Below are 18,790 nucleotides of genomic sequence, written 5' to 3' on the forward strand. Positions count from 1 at the left end.
TATTTTTATTGATTCCCCAATATGTATGTGGTAAAGTTATATATATATCATATTGTCAATTCCAGTGACACTTCTAATATCATTTTAAAGGTGCTTTAGATACATATAAACCATCTATCTAATATGCTGTATATTCTAGCAAAGGAGGTTTTGAAATATGGCGAGACGTACTAATGTAACAAAGTACAAAGAAAATCCTTTTCTGAAAGAAACTACACTTCAAAGCATACAAGGTAATAGGACAATAACTGGCACAGGAGAACAAAGTGATACTAGACTTGTCGTTACTTCTGATACTGAAGAAATAAAAGAAATGACTGGATTTTATACGAAAGTCGAAGTTGATAAAACTCACTTTTTAAAAATATATTCATTAGGAATAAGAACACTTACAGGTTTATCAAGTGCCGGTATGAAAACATTTTCTATTATTTATAACATTATTATTCTAAATAAGCAATATACTAAAGATACTATACTGCTTAATTATGACATGCTAGAAGATGAACAACAAGCAACCTGTAGTAGAGCTACTTTTTATCGTGGCCTAAAAGATTTATTAAAAAAGAATTTTATCGCTGAAACACTAATATCAGGCGTATATTTTATAAATCCAACTTACATTTATAATGGTAATAGATTAGCATTAGTAAATGAATATATACTGAAAGAAAATAATACAGAACTAGAAAAAAGGAGTAAAAATAAATGATATTTTACGATAACGGATCAAAAATAACTACAAGCATATCACTCGCCTCACAAAATAAAGTAACTTTTATAATTGAAAATATTACAGGCGTTTGGTTTATTAAACAAAAATATGATGTAAATAACATTACCTTTAATGCCCAAATTCTTGATTCTTCTGAATACAATGTAGATGAGGAAACTTTTACCAGAATTTTAAACCACGCCAATGAAATTATAAATAATATTTGTACAAGAGTTAGTATAAGCTTAGATAAAAATCAAATTCATCATGCCATAATAGCATTTTTATATAGCAATGAAAAAATTGATAAAGAAGATTGGCCAATAATTTTAGATGGATCTGATTCAGGATTTCTATAATTATATCTTTCTACCTAGTCGTTTCATAGTAACCACAAAATAAGGCAGTGGCTATAAAATATTCCTCAAATATGAGATAATTTTCTTAGGAATAACTTTGCAGGAAACTGGCTGTTTTTTCGGTTAGCCCAAAGGAGCCAAAGCAAGCGCCGCTGTATACAGCATAATAAAAACCTGCAAGACAAATAAAATAGATACATATAATATCTTGAATATATATGAAAAAAACATGCCTAACCAGCAAATTATTTAGAATCCTGAGCTGATAGAAAATTATCTGCCATGGAGTCACGAAATAAAAAACAACTGTAGCCAGTAACCTTAACATATATGAATGCCGCTAACCCTTGTAATTACAATACAGGATTAGCGGCATTTTCTATACACTATTTGTAACCGCAAAATAAAACAGTGGCTATAAAACATACCTCAAACATGAGATAATTTCTTTAGAGTTTTCAGAGAAGGTCGAAAAACTCGAAAAAGTCTAAAGGGGGATTTTCTCATAAGTACTAAAGAATTAACAAGACAATATCGTTTACAGCAATGGCGGAAGTATTTGAAAGAGCGAGCGGGCAGGCAGCAATCTTACAGTAAAATCTTTTTGTGAAAAGTATGGTTTAAACGTAAAAAGTTATTATTATTGGCAGAAAATAATCCGTAATGAAGCAGGTAAGTCTTTAGCAGGTACTATTGTTCCTATTAATATTTCCGCCTCATTAAAATCAGCAGCTGTTCCAACAAAAATCACCATTCGTTATGGTAATTTTTGTTTGGAAACACAGGATAATATAAATTCTCAATATTTGGAAGAAACACTGGCGTTATTTATAAAAATGGAACAGAAATATGCTCGGTGACATATCTTCAGTAGAACATATTTATATAGCCTGTGGTCATACGGATATGCCAAAGTCAATAGATGGTCTTTGCTGTTCACGTTCGTTTCATAAACAAGATAATTGTTCTTAAATAAGAAATGTTAGTCTATAAGTCAGCTACCTCACATAACAGTTGGCTATTCATAAGACATTTTAGCAGATTAGCTTTAATGCTACATTTTTTAAGCTGCTTAGCTAAATATCTTTTATGTAGCAGTAATGCCAATTTTCTAAGGCTGTTTAAAGTTTTTTGCCCATTTTCAGATATAATAGAACACTCATCTTCCGAAAAGGTTACATCTAACAGCCAATGCATGCTTTCAATTTTCCAATGTTCACGGCAAATATGTAAAAGCTCTTTGGCATCTGTATCCTTACTTGTTATATAATAACCAGTTTCATCACTGGTTTCACGGTTCGTTGTTGTAATACGCTTAACTGCAAATATTGAACTCAGTCCTGCCCATTCTTTATATCCATTCAGCCATTTAATATCTGAACATTTTTTGCAGATGCGTTTCTCAATTCTTCCTCCATTTTTTTCAACTGTCGTATAAGAATCTAATGTTTTGCTATCGAATTCTTCATCAAAGAAAAATTTAACATCATCGTGCAATGTCTTTTGGTTTTCCTTAAGCCCAAAAACGTAATTGCCATGCTTGGCTATAATTTTCTTGCAGGTTTCTTTTTGACAATGCATCGCATCAGCCGTTACTGTCTTGTCCTTAATGTTTAGATTATCCAATAGCTGCTGGAATACAGGAATCTCGTTTGTCTTTTCATGTATAGATTTTTGCCCTAAAACGACGCCGCTTTGTGTTAAATATACAGTTAATATTTGCAGTGCTGAATGCGGTGTACCTTTTTTAGAGGTACTACGGATTGCCTTCCCGTCTACAGCGATAACATCGCCCAAGTCACAGTATGCTGCATCATGCATTATTTCAATAATTACACTGGCTACTTTATCTGCGTCCATAATATTTAATATACGGCTGAAAGTAGCTTTAGAAGGGATTTTAGTGATATTAAATTTCTTTTTTAAAAATTTTGCATTGCTTTATGCATAAGTTGTTATATCTGCCAGTTCATCTAATCCACACAATACGGCACACATTATTATAGTAAGTATATCTGTTAAACTATGTTCTACATAGCTTGAATGTTTGTTATCTTCTATTATTGCAAATTTTTCTTTGATATAATCCATTTTTTCACCTATACTTTTTTACTTTGGATTATATCATTTATTTCCTTTTTTTGTTAATATTTATTTTCCGGTTTATGAAACGAACGTGTTTGCTGTTTAGTACAGCAAAAATTCAAGATGGGTCCGTTTGACAAGAGTTTGTTTTTATTCAGCAGCAGGAAACACGACCGGCTTAAAGCATTATTATTTGAAGGTGACGGTTTTGTCCTTTTATATAAACGGCTGGAAAATGGCAAATTCCAGTGGCCGGATACACCTGAAGAAGTACTGGATTTAAGCCGGCAGCAATTACGCTGGCTGCTGGAAGGTTTATGCATAAACCAGCCTAAAGCTGTAAAGAAAATAACCGCTAAAAATTGTATATGACCGGTAAATTCATAAATTGCTATGAATTTACCGGTCTTTCTGCTAGTGTGCCCGGCATGGGCGCAGTCTAACGGGTGAAAGTCCCGAGTGCAGGTTAATAGTGCCAAGCACATAGCTTAAGGCAAGGGTGTCCATCGCGAGGTGGAATCTAAAGGAAGCCAGCGGCAAATCTCTGGTCTGACGAACAGAAATCACATATAAGGCAGGAGTAACCGGGTAAGGTTGCTAGACAAACCAAAGCCCAAAACTATTCGAGGCCAATCCTGTAAATGTGGCAGATGGATGGAGAGAAAGACTGCGTTCTTACCCGGGGAGGTCTCGCGGACATGCAGAAATAAAATTGAAACATGGTTGAAATAAGATTTATCGTGAGAAGTCAGCTGAGGTCATAGTACTGGAAGAAATCCAGGAAGGACCGAACAATAATAGCGTTCTTGGGCAGAGGGAGGAGAAGTCATGCAAAGAAAGCAGAAAACCAATAAAATGGACTGCCCTTGTAAGGGTATGTTGGAAACAGATAGTAGCAAGGGAGCGCAGAGCATGACATCGCTGGGAACTGCAACAAAGAACCGTGTGAACCTGTTAGAAATAATCCTAAGTCCGGCAAATCTCAATGAAGCCTATCTCAGGGTAAAGCGAAAGAAAGGCGCAGCCGGAGTAGATGGCATGAAAGTTGACGAAATGTACGGATGGTTAAAAGAACATAAGGAAGAATTCCTTGAATCGCTAAAGAACGGGAAATATAAACCACAGCCGGTACGGCGGGTAGAAATACCTAAGCCAGACGGAGGGAAAAGAAAGCTTGGCATACCAACAGTACTGGACAGAGTAATACAACAAGCAATAATGCAGGTACTACAGCCAATTTTCGAACAGACATTCTCAGACAACAGTTATGGATTCAGACCGGGAAAGAGTGCGCACCTGGCCATAAAACAGGCGGAAGCCTATTATAAAGAAGGATACACTAAAATAGTGGACCTTGACCTTGCACAGTACTTTGACACGGTAAATCATGACATGCTCATAAACATGCTCCGAGAAGAAATACAGGATGAGCGCGCAATAGCACTCATCCGAAAATATTTAAAGAGCGGAGTAATGGAAGGCGGAATAATAAGCCCGACAATGGCAGGAACGCCGCAGGGAGGAAACCTGTCACCATTACTGTCTAACATCTATCTTACAAAATTTGACAAACTGCTAGAAAGCAGGGGACATAAATTTGTAAGATACGCCGATGACTGTAACATCTATGTAAAAACGCCAAGAGCGGCAAAACGTGTAATGGAGAGCTGTATAAACTATCTTGAAGGAAAACTGAAACTAAAAGTCAACCGGAAGAAAAGTAAAATAGGCAGCCCATTGCGGGAAAAGTTTTTAGGATTTTCTCTGCACAAAGTAGTAGGGAAAATAGGAATCAGGCCACACCAAAATGTAATCCGGAAATTCAAGCAAAAGGTGAAAGAAATAACCGGCCGCAGTCGCGGCCGGTCAATAGAAAGCATCTTGCTTGAATTAAAAAATTATACAATAGGCTGGCTTAATTACTTTTCCATAAGCGATATGCGCAGCAGAATACAAGATTTAAACCAGTGGATTAGGCGTAGATTGAGAATGTATCTGTGGAAACAGTGGAAGAAAATTTCCGCGAGATTTAAAAATCTGAATCGATTAGGATTGTACAAAGGCAAGGCGTGGGAGTATGCCAATACAAGACTGGGGTACTGGCGCATCGCAAACAGTCCAATATTAGGCAAAACACTAACAGATAAATATCTTGAGTCGCTTGGTTATATGAATATAGCCAAGAAATATGAGATGTTTCATTCACGTTAAATTATTGAACCGCCGTATACTGAACAGTAAGTACGGTGGTGTGAGAGGTCGGTCATTCAATTAATGAGTGACCTCCTACTCGATTACTGTAAACATCTTTTTATTAAAGGACGGTTATTTATGACACAGCTGGAAGCTTCAATGAAAAAACGCATAACAACATTAGAAGAAGAAAACCTGCGTCTTAAAGAACAGGTTGCTTATCTACGCAAACATGTATTTGGCCGTAAAACAGAAAAAACAGCTGTTATTTGTGAAGATCAATTAAGCCTGTTTGACGAAGCAGAACAGCAAACAAAGAAAACTGCCCCCGAACCAGAAATACAGATAATAAAAGAACATAAACGCAAAAAATATTCCGGGCAGAAAAAAGAACTGCTGGAAAACCTGCCACATGAAAAGAAAATTATAACACTACCCGAAGATAAAAGAATTTGTAACCGCTGCCAAAGTAACCTTGTCTCCATGGGTGAAGAATTTATCCGCAGCGAATTAGAATATATCCCAGCTAAAGTAAAAGTAATAGACCTTTACCGGGAGACATTTGAATGCCGCACTTGCCGAAAAAATGAACACTTCAGTATAGAAAAACCACAAATACCAGCATCCGTAATACCACATAGTATAGCCACACCGTCAGCAATAGCTCATACCATGCAGCAAAAATATGAATATGCAGTACCGCTTTACCGTCAGGAAAAACAATGGCAGCAATTAGGCATAAAACTAAACAGAGCAACGCTTGCCAACTGGATAGTTTTAGCAGCACAAGAGTGGCTGCTGCCCATAATAAAAAAAATGCATGAATATCTTTTACAAGAAAAAGTTATTCATGCAGACGAAACACCAGTACAAATAATGGGCGAAAAAAACCGTAAAAACACAGCAAAATCCTATATGTGGCTGTATAGCAGCGGTAAATATGACCCAATACATAACATCCGGATATTCGAATACCAGCCAGGAAGAAAAGGCGATTATGCCCAAAACTTTCTCCAAGGATATAACGGGTATTTGCACACCGATGCCTATATTGGCTATGAAAAAGTAGAAAACATAAAACATTGTCTGTGCTGGGCCCATGCCAGAAGATACTTCGTTGAAGCAATACCTTCTGACACTGATGAACTTTCCGGGACAATAGCACAAGAAAGCATAAAACAAATAAATAAACTGTTTGCCATAGAAAAACTATTAATAAAAGAACCCATACAAAACAGGCAAAATATAATGGCTCACTTGTCAAGACAGAAATCTAAAGATTTTATAATGAACCTTAAGCCGTGGCATAGTCTATCAGCATTGCTGGATAGTACAGCGTAGCTGGCACCTGATAATCAATTGCTGAATGATGCCGTTTAAAATTGTAGGTATAGATATACTTCTTAATTGCTTGACGCGCCTCTTTTAGGTTGGCATATTGGGTCAGATAAGCTTCTTCATACTTGAAACTTCGAAATCAACGTTCAATCATAATATTGTCAGCCCATCGGCTCTTTCCATCCATGCTTTGACGGATGTTATTCCCTTTGAGAAATTCAATATATTCATTGCTGGTGAATTGACACCCCTGATCTGAATTTAAAATTAGTGGCTTGGCAACTCTAAAAGCTTTTCCAAGTGCATGAATGACCATTCTTGTATCCAATGTATCATCTACCTCCCAGCCAACAATACATCGGCTATACCAATCGATGACAGCAGTCAAATAAAGGAATCCTCGCTTGATGGGAATATAGGTGATGTCTATTGACCAGGCTTGATTTGGCCGAGATATTACGGCATTACGTAGTAAGTAAGGACATACCTTTGCCTGCTGCATGCGCTTTGAAAGATTCATCTTCGGATATATCGCGTCAATTCCCATTTCCGTCATATATCGGCGTGCTTTCCTGCGCCCTACTAAATAACCGAGGTTTTTAAGTTGAGATGATATTTGACGTGCGCCCCAAGCGGGATTATCCGTATGAATACGGTCTATAATGGCCTTACATGCAAGCTCTTCTTCTGAAACTGGCGTTCCTTTGTAATAAATGCTAGTACGATTTACTTCAAGTAATTCAGCGCCTTTTTGAGCTGGAAGTTCCTTAGTCGTCAAAAGGTTTCGGACTAAATTTACTTTCGTAGTCAGGTCCAAGGAGTTCTGTAGATTTTTTTCAACCAGTCCACCTGCATGGTGAGCTGGCCAACCTTTTTCGCATATTCTTCTTTCTCTTTGCGTTCCTCATCAAGCTTTTCTCTGATATTCTCCTCACGGGAATCATCGAATACAACAGAGGCTTTATCAAGAAATTCCTTTTTCCAGTTTCGCAAAAGATTTGGCTGTATGCTATTTTCGGTAGCTACCGAGTTGAGATCTTTCTCACCCTTGAGCAGTTCAAGAACAAGATCCGATTTGAATTTTGCTGTGAAATTTCTTCTTTTCCGAGACATAAATGAACCTTCTTTCGAGTGTTATCTACAGTATATCAGGTTCATTATAAACGTGTTCAGAAAATGTCTTAATTTATGAGACCATTATAATGCTCCTGCCTCCTCCTTGATTTATAGCAACACAGCAAATATTCCTTTAATTCCTTAATAATTTTAAATTAACAATACAACCAGCCCAGGATAAACCTACTCCGAAGCCTATAAGCATAACTTTTTCTAATTTTTCTACTGGTTCTTTTTGTACTAAATCAGTTAATGCTATTGGTATTGAACTAGATACAGTATTTCCATATTCACTAGCATCATTCCAAAAATGACAGTTTAATAATTCGCATTTTTGCTGCAAAAACTCCAAAATAAATTTATTGGCCTGGTGGAATACAAAATAATCTATTTCAGTTTTACTTAAATTCATCTTTTTTAAAATGGTTTTCATGGTTTTGGGAACAACTTCTAAGGCAAACTGACTAATAGCTGCCCCATCCATATACAAATTATAATTTGTCCGTATGTTTCCATATTTATCTGTGGTTTCTTTTTCAGGAACTCCAAAGCGTTCTTGCATTGCACCTACTGGAACAATTAGCTTTCCTGCACCACTCCCATCTGTCCCAAAAACGTTTCCTAATATCCCAGACTCTTCTTCTTTTCTGCTTTCAATTAAACAAGCTGTTGCCCCATCGCCAAAAAGCGGTTTCACTGCATTATCTCGTGAATTTATATATTTACTATATGTTTCTGCTGTTATTAATAAAATATATCCTGCTTGTCCTGATTCAATAAGACCTTTTGCTATTCCTAATCCATAGACAAAGCCTGAACAACCTAAGTTAAAATCAAAAGCACCGCTGTTTTTATTTAATCCAAGCTTATCCTGCAAAATACAAGCTGTAGTTGGTAAGATATAATCAGGTGATTGTGTACAAAGAATTATGAAATCAATTTTAGTTTTATCTATTCCTTTGTCGAATAATTTATTTGCCGCTTTTATGGCTAAGTCAGATGCTATTTCCCTACTATTACAAATATGCCTTCTATATATTCCCGTTTTTTTGGTCAAACGGTTTATTTCATTAATTTCTACTGTTTCAGGTAATGAATATGTTATTTTTGTAATATATGCTTTCAAGTTTTCCTCCTTAAAATTTTTACGCTAAATATCCTCCATCGACTACAATATTACTTCCCGTAATCCATTTTGCTCTGTTACTTAAAAGAAAAAGTACTGTGCCACTAATATCTTTTACTTCTCCTGTTCCTAATAAATATCTATCAAAAAGATCTTTTGTATTTGTTAAATTCTCAGCTCTTTCGGTCATTGGTGTTTTTACCCATCCTGGTACTATGCTATTAAGTCTGTGCCCTTTACCACAAATTTCCTTGGCAATAGATTTTATACTACTATTTATTGCTGCTTTTGCTGCAGTATAGGCAAACATTCCTTTTTCACTAGAAAGTGCACATACTGATGAAAAAATAACATTTGACGTCCCTTTTTCTGAATATTTACTTTTTGTAACAAGTTGAATTAGGTCTATTCCAGCCCAAAAACTTGTCTGCATAATCTTATGAGCTATATCTTTATTATATGCGCGTAATGGAGTAATTTCGCTTATTCCTGCTGCATGTACGCTCCCATTTAATTTACCATATTTATCGACAAATTCTCTTATCTTATTTTCTAATGCTATATTATCACAGACATCCACTGTTGCAATATGAATTTGTTCAGGCGCTTCTTCTTTTAAGCTTAACAGGTTTTCTTTTTTTCTTGCAACAGCTAATATAACTGCACCAGCTTTTACTAATTCTAGTGTAACCTGACGCCCCATTCCAGATGATGCGCCTGTCACTATATAGTGATTTCCTGTAAAGTTAAACTCCACTGAATCCATATATTTCTCCATGTATTAATTTTATTTCACTAATGCATATAAATCAGATATTTTTTTAGCTTCACGTATCTTCTCAGGTAAAATCTTTTTACCATATGATGCGTCTGCCATTGCTAAAAAACTTACAAAACTTAATGAATCCCATTCTTCTATATTATTTAACTCTGTATCCATTTCTATTTTTTCTTCACAATCCAGTAATTCAACCATTTTATCTATAAATTGTTTTTCTCCCATGTGATATTCTCCTTTGATTATTGTACATATTGTTTTTAAAATAATATTTCTAAGTCTTTTTTAGTTTTATTATACATATCTTTTGTACGATAAAGTTCCCTTTGTTTATTCCCATTTACCAGTAATTCATGCGGATATTGACACTCAGATATATTATAAATAAAGCCCATTGTTTTATTTATGTGTAGTGCTTTTTTATTTCTTATCCCAACATGAATATACATATTATCAACTTTTTTATATAAATAATCTCCTATTAATATAAAACTTTCCAAAAAAGCCATTGTTCCTTTAAATAATGGATTGCCTAAGATAAGTCTTCCCAATATACATTTTTTATGTATTTTGTCCAAATCCGTCCAGCCGATTGTCCCAAAGGGAATATTACTTTCCTTGTCTATCATAATCATAAATCCCTGGGTATCATCTTTAACATATTTTTTATACCATTCTAATTCACTTTCTAATGTAAGATCAAAAGGCTGATTTAAAAATTTATTCAAAACTTTATCATTACGCCATTTAATTACATATTTAAAATATTTGGGGGAAATTTCATCTAAAATAGCATATTTCCCTTCGATGTATATACTTTTTTCCATAATAGCTCCTCTTGATTATTTACTGTCTGAATCAACATCAATAATAACGGTGACACAAATAATCTTAATCGACTCATACCTACCCTTTATAACCATTGATAGTATCAATAATATAAGTAATCTCATTATCTGTCATTCCATTAAAAATTGGTAAACTCAATACTGTATCTGCATAATTTTCTGCTATAGGATACTCACCCTTCTTATGTCCAAGGTACCTATAACACTCCGATAAATGCGGCGGTATAGGATAATGAATAACTGTTTTTATTCCTTTATCTTCTAGAAAACACTTAAATTTATCACGTTTTTCTGTTCTTATGACAAACTGATGATATACATGTTCTGACTTACTTCTTGTCATTGGTAATTTTATATTATCATTTCGTATTTCTTCTAAATATATATTGGCAATCTTTTTACGTTCACTTTCCAGTTCCTTTATGTGTTCTAATTTAACGCGCAAAAGTGCTGCTTGAACTTCATCTAGACGAGAATTAACACCTTCAAGTTCATTATGATATTTTATTCGGCTCCCATAATTACGCATCATTTTTATTCTTTTATAAAGTTTTTCATTATCAGTAACAATTGCCCCAGAATCACCAAATGCACCTAGATTTTTAGTTGGATAAAAACTAAAGCATCCTATATCGCCAAAAGATCCTGTCATTTTTTTATCAAAATGTGCCCCATGCGACTGGGCGCAATCTTCGAGTAAATACAAGTTATATTTATTTGCAATTTGTGTTATTTTATCCATTTGAGCTGCCTGCCCATAAAGATGCACAGTCATTATTGCTTTTGTTTTTGCTGTAATTACCCGTTCTATATTTTCTGCATCTATATTATAATATATGTCTGGCTCAACAAAAATTGGCGTTGCCCCATTTTCTGTAATACTCAATACTGTGGCTATATATGTATTGGCTGGAACAATCACTTCATCTCCTGCTTTTATTCCTAATGCCTTTACTGCCAATGTTAATGCATCTAATCCCGAATTTAACCCAACGCTATATTCACACCCTATATAAGTTTTAAATTCATTTTCAAATTGTTCTAATTCAGGTCCGAGTATATACCATCCTGAACGTAGCACTTTAATTGCTGCCGATTCATATTCTTTTTGATATAGTTCAAACTGACGATTTAACACTGCTAAATCAATTTTCATCCCAATATCCTTCTTCTACCATTTTTTTGAATATTTTATGATCTCGTATATAATCATGTTCATTATAATAAGCGGAAGCAACCACACAAAGAACCGACTCATTTTTGTGCCATATCATATCACGCCATATACCATTTCCTATTAACAATCCTTTTTCTGGCGAATCAAGCATTATGCTTTTTTTATTATTTCCATCATCTAATACTATTTCTATACTACCATAAGGACAAAAAAGCATTTGTTGCAAATTTTTATGCGCATGTCCACCTCTTTGTCCTTCTTTAGGCACTCCATAAATATAATAAACACGTTTAATAGAAAAAGGAATATCCCTTTCTCCTTCAAAAAAGGATAAACTACCTAAAATTTCATGTTTTACAGTTTTTATGCTAATAATTTTCACCTACAATATTCCTCCATCGGGACAAATAATAAAATATTTAGCTATTAAAAATATCACTACCGAATTTTTTTAAAAATTGTTCATAATAAATTTTTTTATCCTGTGATGTATCTATATCGTATATATGAATAGGAAATTTAGATTTATTACACTCTATAATTTGTACTAAATTTTCAGTAAATATCTTTGAATCAATAACTGTATTTTTCATTTGATAATCTTTTTTATATCGATAATCTTCATCACTAATATATTTTATTATTTCTTCTTTAATTTCTTCTATCTTAATAAATTCAATTTTTAACTTTTCTGAATTGAAAAGTAATCCTTCTAAGGATTTACCACTTCCTAAAGTAATTGGCGCTTTACCAGCAATAGCACTATATTGAGTCATAAGTCCACCCAAAAAAGGATATGTATTTATATACATGTCAATATTTTGTAAAACTTGGAATAAATCCTTTCTTTCATTTGTATGAAAAACACGACCAGGATATCTTGCCATTAATATTTTTAATTGGGAATCATCTCCATACCCTGCATACCAAAATTTGGTATGCGAAAAAGCTTTTAAACAATAATCAATAATTTGATAGTAGGTGTTATTTTTATCCATTGTCTTATACAAAAAACCACCTGAAAAAATAACAAAATCTTTATTTTCTTTTTCAAATGGAAATCCATCAAATTTAAGCCTTTTATTAAAAATGGGATAATATGGTTGTTTAATAAGTTTATTTGCCAAAATTTTTCTATATTTAAATGATAAAGACGCACCATAATCTCTAAATTCTAAACAATAATCAAAACTATTTTTTCCTAACCAAAAAGCATGATCTGTCAAATTTATTAGATAACGTTTCATCATATTTTTAAAATGCATAAATGCCATAATTGCAGAAATATCATATGGTGTAGTATAAAGGAAACCAATTCGCGGTTTAAATAAATATATGTATTTACATAATATTTTATATGTATTTATTATATTATTAGCTGGTAAATATAAAATTTTTGCATTATAGCAATGTAATATTTTTTTTAAAGTTGGAATATTTTCTCTTCCCTTATTTATTACAATATAAAATATTTTGTATCCTGCCAAGCCAAGTGCCTGTAAATAAATTTGAGCCAGCCCTCTGCTATCAAGCCCAAACCCATCATAAAAAAGTACCCGCTTATCATCTATATTTTTGTATAAAGTCTTGTCCGATAATATTTTTTCTATTTTTTGTAATTCATTTTCTAAGTCATTATCTGTATATCTTTGATTATATTCATATAATATTGAACCCATATTACGTATTTTTAATAATCCATTTTCTAATTGATTTTCTAAAAAATTATTTTCAATTTTTCTTTTTTCATTTATAATTGCCATATCAATTTTTTGAGCTAAATTTTTATTTGAATTCATTGTATTTGAAGCTATTAATTCATTATTATTAATTATGTTATCCATCGCAAATACATCATTTTCTAGTCCAGATATAACATCAAAATTATAATTCACACTATAATCTACACATTGTGAGGAAATATCTTCACGACTTGTAATAAAATAATCTACATTTTGTAATATATAATCAGTAATTTTTCCATTTCCCTGATATATTAATATTGTAGGAGAATTTTTTCCCTTACTTGTTATGCATTTCTGTAAATATGCTATTTCCCTACAATATTTTGTTTTTGGTAGTTCTAATAAAAGTATAATTTTGTTTATAGAGGAATATTTTCCCAAATATTCCTCTATAATCTTTTTCCAAATAGGATAACTATTTTCAAAATCTAATATAAAATAATAAATTTTATACTTTAGCGATTTAAAATTCCTTAATTTTGTAATAATTTCATTTTCTAATTCTTCATTTAAGCAATTACAATAAAACTTACTTACAAATTTTTCTGGATTTTGCATTAAGGCCAGATTCTTTTTAATTTTTTCTATATCCCAATACCACCACTTAATTTTCTGTAACCTATCAATTATATCCTTATCAAAACGATATTTAATTACTTTGGCAGGATTTCCTACTACAACAGCATATGGTGGTACATTGCCAGATACTACTGCCCCTGCTCCTATAACTGCACCATTACCAATACGTGTTCCTCCTAATATTACCACGTTGCAGCCAATCCAGACATCATTTCCGATGATAACCTGATAATGATTTGCATTTTTATAATGATTAAAATTATCCTTTTTCATAATATCAATAAATGGATAAGTAGTTACTTGACGATAATCATGATTTAACCCTATTTCAAAAGTAAGTCTATGCGCTAATGAGCAATAGCGGCCAATAAGTACATGACAATCTGTACTCCCATATTCTAAATTACCATTAACCAAATACGAGCCGGGTCCCATAGTCAATGCAACTATTCTCTCTTCTTTATCCATATAAAGCTTCCGGACTTTTATATCAAAATTAGCAAAATTCACTGGAATAATCATAATTTAGCTCCTTAAAATCACTTATTTAATTCTTTACTACTTTTCTCTACAATATCTATCTATGTTTTAAATGCATAATATACTTATATACCTTTAATTCCCAATGCTTTTCCTTTGGTACTAAATTTGTACTTAGAATAGTTTTCACTAAATCATTGTCATAATTAATATCTTCATCAAATTTTACTATTGATTCACAATGGCCTATTTTCAGCCCAGCATCCTCAATAATTTTTTTTAGACTATATAAGTTTAAAAAGCGTATATTACTTTCCGAAAAAACATCACTTACTAAATCAGATTTATATAAATAATCTCCTGATAATATTTTTCTCAAATTATCATAATGCATGATGTTATAGGCACTAACAACAATTTCCCCGTTATCTTTTAAATATGGTACAAGTTTTTTTAAAACATTTACTGGCTTTTTAACTTTTGTTATATAATCCGGCAAAAGGATATAATCAAAAAATTCCTTTCCATAGGATAAATTCATTGTTTCAATATCGCCATATATAGCAGGGAAATAATGATTAGCAATTTGTACAGCTGTTTTTCTTTTATCTATACCATATATATTTATACCAACATTTTTTGACTTTAATTCCAGCAATGCAGCTCCACAAGAACAACCTATTTCTAGGATATGCATCCCTGCACATAAATTCAAGCTGTTATATTCACTTATATTATCTATAGAAGAAATAGAATCTATCCCCCATTTATTGAAAAACTTACTGTGATTTTCAATAATAATATTCGCGTATTTTTGATTATATCCCTTAAATGAAACCCCACCAAAATGATGAATAAACGTATCATTGCATTGTAATAAATCATATCCAGCTTTTATAATTCGCAATGAATAATCGTCATCTTCAAAATTTCCTGGGAAAAATTGTTCATCTAAAAATCCAACCTTATCCACCACAGACTTTTTTATCAACATGCAAAATCCTATAAGTTTGACTTTTTCTTGCCACTTTTGGGAATTACTAATTTGATTGTAATTTTTCCCAAATTCAAGCATTTTAAAAAAGTTATCACTTTCATAATTAACATTTATAGCTTGCAGATTTGAACAACTATTACTTACAGGACCAACTGCCCCTATTTTATCTGAGCTATATAAAGCTATTCTCAAATTTCTAAGCCAATTAGGCATAACTATAGTATCATTATTAAGCAATAATATTTCCGTTCCATTAGATTTTCTTATTCCCTGATTACAACCAGCAGAAAACCCCTTATTTTCAGAGTTGAAAATACATTTAATATCTTTTTGTTTACGAAGCCATTCAGTTGTTTGATCAGTAGATGCATTATCAACAACAATAATTTCATATTTTAAAGCATTAGTGTGTCTTCTTATGCTTTTAACACAAAGTTTTGTATATTCCAACTGGTTATGTGTTAATAATATTATACTTGTTTTTCGAAGCATTAATAATATCTCCATTTTAGCAAAAATTTTAACAAACAATATAATGTAACTTGTTTAATTAATTTAAATAACAAATAAAAAATCTCACAACTACTTATTTACATATAAAAGCACAAACTAATTAATTTTTAATATAATTAGTTGATAAAGAATGAATAACCCACATAAGGTTATTCATTCTTTATTTTATCTAATAGCATAAAATCAACAGTTGGCATTTTTATAGCATAGTCAAAAGCTTTTTCTTTATCATTCTGCCGTAATGATAATTGCACTAAATTACGCAACGTTCCTTCATCATATTCATCTATAGAAAATGCTGTTTCGAGGAGCATTTGTGACGCTGGTAAATTATTATCAAAATAGCAATTTGCTGCTGCTGCATTAAGTTTTTTTAATTTTTCGACAAGTGATGTGTTTTCCTGTAATATATTATCACGTATAGCTTCTATATCAGTCTTATTATTTATAGTGGGAGCATCATTACTAGTGGTATTTTGGGCTATCTTGTGTTCCTCAAATCCCCCTGGTTTTTCCGGTGCGGTTTCAGAACTTCCTGCCAATTCATCATTTATCATTTGTTCAATGGAATCAGCTGCCATTTGTGCTGACTGCAGTGACCCCGAATTCATCATAGTTTCAGTATCATCTATAATTTCATCTTTATCAGCAGAATTATCATTAAAATTATCCTGCTGGAAATTGTTGTCATTATCTTCTGTAAACGCATCCACATCATCTATATCTGCTTCATCTTTTTCCATCTTCTTGGCGATATATGGATATTTTTGCGATATTATATCTGCATCATAAGACAATTCAACTACCAAAGTCATATCACCTATAAGTTCATTATCTTCATCGGAAATGTCTTTTTGCAGTTTCAGTGCTGCATTTAATGCACCTGCCATCTTTTCTGTAGCATTATTATCTGAATATATTTTAGCCAGGAGCACATAAGCTTTACCTGTTTCTTGTATTTTTATTGAATTATAGGCCCATTTTTCCGCTCTTTGATAGTCACGATTTACATAATATATCTCTGCAAGGTCAAGCATTAAATCATAGTCTGTATGCCCAGCATTAAACAAACTGATTATTTTTTCCATAGCTGCATTATATTTTTTTTCTTCTAACAGTTTTTTTATTTCAATACGGCATTTATCAACATCATGTTCAGAAACTATCTTATCAATTTTTAAATCATTATACGACAAATTATTTACATTACTCATGCCTGATCTCCCTTGTAAATTTTTCATAATACGCTTTTTACTCTTTCCCATGTGTACCCACCTTATATAAACATTTATATTAATTTACTACGAATAGTAAAAAAGACTTTTTGGTAATTACTTGGCAAAATAAGCTTTATTTCTTCCGACAAAGTTTTACCGTTACCTTGCAATATAGCTGATAATATTATTCTATAAGTACTATCGAGTGTATTAGCTGTTAGTTCCGTTAACTCTTTATATTGTCCATCTAAAAAAAGTCGTAAATTTTTATCTATAATTATTTTTTTATTTGGCAGAAATTTTTCATAGTGCTGAATTAATTTTCTATCACCGAAACTCTTGAAATATTGTAATAAAAATTGTAAATCCTCACCGCTGTGATTATATATTTTATCTAATAATTTTATTCTTGCCAAAACTGGATAACACCTTATTAAACGACAAAAATCTCCGAAAAACTTTGAATAATGGTTTTTCTGCAGAGACATGACATAATATTTTACTGCTGCCATATTATCCTTCTTTAATGCATTGATTTGCGCTAAAATGCCATATAACATAAATAAATAATTATCCATTTTTGAAGCAGTCAGTTGTTCTGTATCAGCATAAAGCAGCAGTGCCTTATGCAAATATTTTTCAGCATTACTAAATTTATTCTCGCTGAATAGCATAATCCCCTTCTTATAATTCAAATCTGGTGATTTAGGAAATCTTTTTAAACCTTCTGCCAACACCTTCTCTACTTCGTTATGGGAGCAGCCTGCTAATTCAAGTGCATCAATGTACTGTATAAAAACATATACCTCTGCTCCCAGCATGTTTATCCCGCTATTAATAAATTCTTGCAGATAATAAATAGTTTTTTCATACTGTTTCAAGCCAAAATAACATGTTGCTAAATATGGATAGAGTTTCTTATCTTCACCATGCCGGTTTATCTGCTGTTGTAAAATAATTAAATTGCGTTCCAATTTTGTCGCATTCACTGAAGCCGAATACCCCGTGTGATAAGCATATATTTCGGCAGGCAGTGCTGCTAAACGCAGACTTCTGCCCTTATTTTTCAATTCTTCGTGAATTGCTCCTTCATATGCAATACCTGGCTTATTTTTAAAAATACGCAATTGATAAAAACTACTGAGAAATTTATTGTTTTTATCCTTGTCTATATTAACTAGTTTGCATAAGAAAGCTTCTATATCATCATTATGAAGGAAAATAAGCAGCTGTTGTTGCAGCTGTTTTGCTACAGTTTCAGAAAAATACTCATCGGCGTCAAAAAACAAAACCCAATCACCCTTAGCTTTACTTATGGCATAATTCTTAGCAGCAGCAAAATCATCCTGCCAGATGAAATCATATACTTTGGCTCCAGCTCTGCTGCTCATTTGTTTAGTATCGTCAGCTGATCCTGTATCTACTACTATAAGTTCATCAGCTATTTTTTTCATACAACACAACCACGTTTGTATGTTTACTGCTTCATTTTTTACAATCACGCAGGCACTTATCTTCATAAAA

18 protein-coding genes and 4 pseudogenes are annotated in these 18,790 nt (G+C 32.6%); 7 read left to right on the top strand and 15 right to left on the bottom strand.

Translation table 11 applies throughout. From position 1 onward, the window contains the following. Positions 1–157: 157 nt before the first annotated feature. From I6760_RS00445 to I6760_RS12795, 4 genes and pseudogenes are all read left to right on the top strand, one after another. Positions 158–712: a replication/maintenance protein RepL gene (locus I6760_RS00445; protein WP_196592571.1), complete on the top strand. Its 555-nt coding sequence runs from the start codon at positions 158–160 to the stop codon at positions 710–712. Beyond that, positions 709–1,074: a hypothetical protein gene (locus I6760_RS00450; protein WP_196592572.1), complete on the top strand. Its 366-nt coding sequence runs from the start codon at positions 709–711 to the stop codon at positions 1,072–1,074. Before I6760_RS00445 ends, I6760_RS00450 begins: the two co-directional genes overlap by 4 nt. A gap of 638 nt (positions 1,075–1,712) precedes the next feature. After that, positions 1,713–1,934: pseudogene (locus I6760_RS12985) on the top strand (hypothetical protein); the annotation flags it as partial. Continuing rightward, positions 1,924–2,046 carry a hypothetical protein gene (locus I6760_RS12795; protein ID WP_269140266.1) on the top strand — a complete coding sequence of 41 codons (123 nt, stop codon included), beginning with the start codon at positions 1,924–1,926 and terminating at the stop codon, positions 2,044–2,046. The pseudogene I6760_RS12985 and the gene I6760_RS12795, both read left to right, overlap by 11 nt. Before the next feature lie 15 nt (positions 2,047–2,061). Here I6760_RS12795 and I6760_RS00455 read toward each other — a convergent pair. Both I6760_RS00455 and I6760_RS00460 read right to left on the bottom strand, forming a co-directional pair. Then, positions 2,062–2,997, bottom strand: a pseudogene (locus tag I6760_RS00455) (ISAs1 family transposase); the annotation flags it as partial. 18 nt (positions 2,998–3,015) lie between these two features. Continuing rightward, positions 3,016–3,165, bottom strand: a complete 150-nt coding sequence (locus I6760_RS00460; RefSeq protein ID WP_196592573.1) for a transposase family protein — start codon at positions 3,163–3,165, stop codon at positions 3,016–3,018. 96 nt (positions 3,166–3,261) lie between these two features. Between I6760_RS00460 and tnpB the strand changes: the two are divergent. The 3 genes and pseudogenes from tnpB to tnpC all read left to right on the top strand — a co-directional run. Then, positions 3,262–3,531: pseudogene (gene tnpB / locus I6760_RS00465) on the top strand (IS66 family insertion sequence element accessory protein TnpB); the annotation flags it as partial. 456 nt (positions 3,532–3,987) lie between these two features. Next, positions 3,988–5,370 (top strand): group II intron reverse transcriptase/maturase, encoded by a 1,383-nt coding sequence (gene ltrA / locus I6760_RS00470; protein WP_231036020.1) that lies wholly within the window; start codon positions 3,988–3,990, stop codon positions 5,368–5,370. 120 nt (positions 5,371–5,490) lie between these two features. Then, positions 5,491–6,693: an IS66 family transposase gene (gene tnpC, locus I6760_RS00475; protein WP_196592575.1), complete on the top strand. Its 1,203-nt coding sequence runs from the start codon at positions 5,491–5,493 to the stop codon at positions 6,691–6,693. Here tnpC and I6760_RS12990 read toward each other — a convergent pair. The 13 genes and pseudogenes from I6760_RS12990 to I6760_RS00540 all read right to left on the bottom strand — a co-directional run. Then, positions 6,647–6,817, bottom strand: a pseudogene (locus I6760_RS12990) (integrase core domain-containing protein); the annotation flags it as partial. The gene tnpC and the pseudogene I6760_RS12990 sit on opposite strands and share 47 nt — an antisense overlap. 12 nt (positions 6,818–6,829) lie before the next feature. Beyond that, on the bottom strand, positions 6,830–7,507 hold the full coding sequence (locus I6760_RS00485) for an IS3 family transposase (RefSeq protein ID WP_196592576.1): 678 nt from the start codon (positions 7,505–7,507) through the stop codon (positions 6,830–6,832). Further along, positions 7,498–7,803 carry a transposase gene (locus I6760_RS00490; RefSeq protein ID WP_196592577.1) on the bottom strand — a complete coding sequence of 102 codons (306 nt, stop codon included), beginning with the start codon at positions 7,801–7,803 and terminating at the stop codon, positions 7,498–7,500. The genes I6760_RS00485 and I6760_RS00490 overlap by 10 nt, the downstream gene beginning before the upstream one ends. Before the next feature lie 136 nt (positions 7,804–7,939). Further along, entirely contained in the window at positions 7,940–8,932 is a 993-nt protein-coding gene (locus tag I6760_RS00495; RefSeq protein ID WP_196592578.1) for a 3-oxoacyl-ACP synthase III family protein, read from the bottom strand. 19 nt (positions 8,933–8,951) lie between these two features. Next, on the bottom strand, positions 8,952–9,698 hold the full coding sequence (locus tag I6760_RS00500; RefSeq protein WP_196592579.1) for an SDR family NAD(P)-dependent oxidoreductase: 747 nt from the start codon (positions 9,696–9,698) through the stop codon (positions 8,952–8,954). Positions 9,699–9,719: 21 nt separating this feature from the next. Then, positions 9,720–9,935, bottom strand: a complete 216-nt coding sequence (locus I6760_RS00505) for a hypothetical protein (protein ID WP_196592580.1) — start codon at positions 9,933–9,935, stop codon at positions 9,720–9,722. 35 nt (positions 9,936–9,970) lie between these two features. Then, positions 9,971–10,537, bottom strand: coding sequence for an N-acetyltransferase (locus I6760_RS00510; RefSeq protein WP_196592581.1), 567 nt, complete (start codon positions 10,535–10,537; stop codon positions 9,971–9,973). Between the two features lie 79 nt (positions 10,538–10,616). Continuing rightward, entirely contained in the window at positions 10,617–11,714 is a 1,098-nt protein-coding gene (locus tag I6760_RS00515; protein WP_196592582.1) for a DegT/DnrJ/EryC1/StrS family aminotransferase, read from the bottom strand. After that, entirely contained in the window at positions 11,704–12,117 is a 414-nt protein-coding gene (locus tag I6760_RS00520) for a sugar 3,4-ketoisomerase (RefSeq protein ID WP_196592583.1), read from the bottom strand. Before I6760_RS00520 ends, I6760_RS00515 begins: the two co-directional genes overlap by 11 nt. 37 nt (positions 12,118–12,154) lie before the next feature. Continuing rightward, positions 12,155–14,527, bottom strand: a complete 2,373-nt coding sequence (locus I6760_RS00525; protein WP_196592584.1) for a CatB-related O-acetyltransferase — start codon at positions 14,525–14,527, stop codon at positions 12,155–12,157. A gap of 109 nt (positions 14,528–14,636) precedes the next feature. After that, positions 14,637–16,028 (bottom strand): glycosyltransferase, encoded by a 1,392-nt coding sequence (locus I6760_RS00530; protein ID WP_196592585.1) that lies wholly within the window; start codon positions 16,026–16,028, stop codon positions 14,637–14,639. Positions 16,029–16,198: 170 nt separating this feature from the next. Further along, a complete protein-coding gene (locus I6760_RS00535) occupies positions 16,199–17,314 on the bottom strand; it encodes a major capsid protein (protein WP_196592586.1) in 1,116 nt (371 codons plus the stop codon). 23 nt (positions 17,315–17,337) lie between these two features. Further along, positions 17,338–18,786, bottom strand: a complete 1,449-nt coding sequence (locus I6760_RS00540) for a glycosyltransferase family 2 protein (protein ID WP_196592587.1) — start codon at positions 18,784–18,786, stop codon at positions 17,338–17,340. Positions 18,787–18,790 lie beyond the last annotated feature (4 nt).

The organism is Pectinatus sottacetonis, from assembly GCF_015732155.1.
In the GTDB taxonomy this organism is placed as follows: Bacteria; Bacillota; Negativicutes; order Selenomonadales; family Selenomonadaceae; genus Pectinatus; species Pectinatus sottacetonis.

Coding starts and splice junctions, on each gene's coding strand:
- I6760_RS00530 (WP_196592585.1), bottom strand. CDS start 16,028: ATGCTTCGAAAAACAAGTATAATATTATTAACACATAACCAGTTGGAA.
- I6760_RS00460 (WP_196592573.1), bottom strand. CDS start 3,165: ATGGATTATATCAAAGAAAAATTTGCAATAATAGAAGATAACAAACAT.
- ltrA (WP_231036020.1), top strand. CDS start 3,988: ATGCAAAGAAAGCAGAAAACCAATAAAATGGACTGCCCTTGTAAGGGT.
- I6760_RS12795 (WP_269140266.1), top strand. CDS start 1,924: ATGCTCGGTGACATATCTTCAGTAGAACATATTTATATAGCCTGTGGT.
- I6760_RS00525 (WP_196592584.1), bottom strand. CDS start 14,527: ATGGATAAAGAAGAGAGAATAGTTGCATTGACTATGGGACCCGGCTCG.
- I6760_RS00515 (WP_196592582.1), bottom strand. CDS start 11,714: ATGAAAATTGATTTAGCAGTGTTAAATCGTCAGTTTGAACTATATCAA.
- I6760_RS00450 (WP_196592572.1), top strand. CDS start 709: ATGATATTTTACGATAACGGATCAAAAATAACTACAAGCATATCACTC.
- tnpC (WP_196592575.1), top strand. CDS start 5,491: ATGACACAGCTGGAAGCTTCAATGAAAAAACGCATAACAACATTAGAA.
- I6760_RS00505 (WP_196592580.1), bottom strand. CDS start 9,935: ATGGGAGAAAAACAATTTATAGATAAAATGGTTGAATTACTGGATTGT.
- I6760_RS00445 (WP_196592571.1), top strand. CDS start 158: ATGGCGAGACGTACTAATGTAACAAAGTACAAAGAAAATCCTTTTCTG.
- I6760_RS00490 (WP_196592577.1), bottom strand. CDS start 7,803: ATGTCTCGGAAAAGAAGAAATTTCACAGCAAAATTCAAATCGGATCTT.
- I6760_RS00500 (WP_196592579.1), bottom strand. CDS start 9,698: ATGGATTCAGTGGAGTTTAACTTTACAGGAAATCACTATATAGTGACA.
- I6760_RS00540 (WP_196592587.1), bottom strand. CDS start 18,786: ATGAAGATAAGTGCCTGCGTGATTGTAAAAAATGAAGCAGTAAACATA.
- I6760_RS00510 (WP_196592581.1), bottom strand. CDS start 10,537: ATGGAAAAAAGTATATACATCGAAGGGAAATATGCTATTTTAGATGAA.
- I6760_RS00535 (WP_196592586.1), bottom strand. CDS start 17,314: ATGGGAAAGAGTAAAAAGCGTATTATGAAAAATTTACAAGGGAGATCA.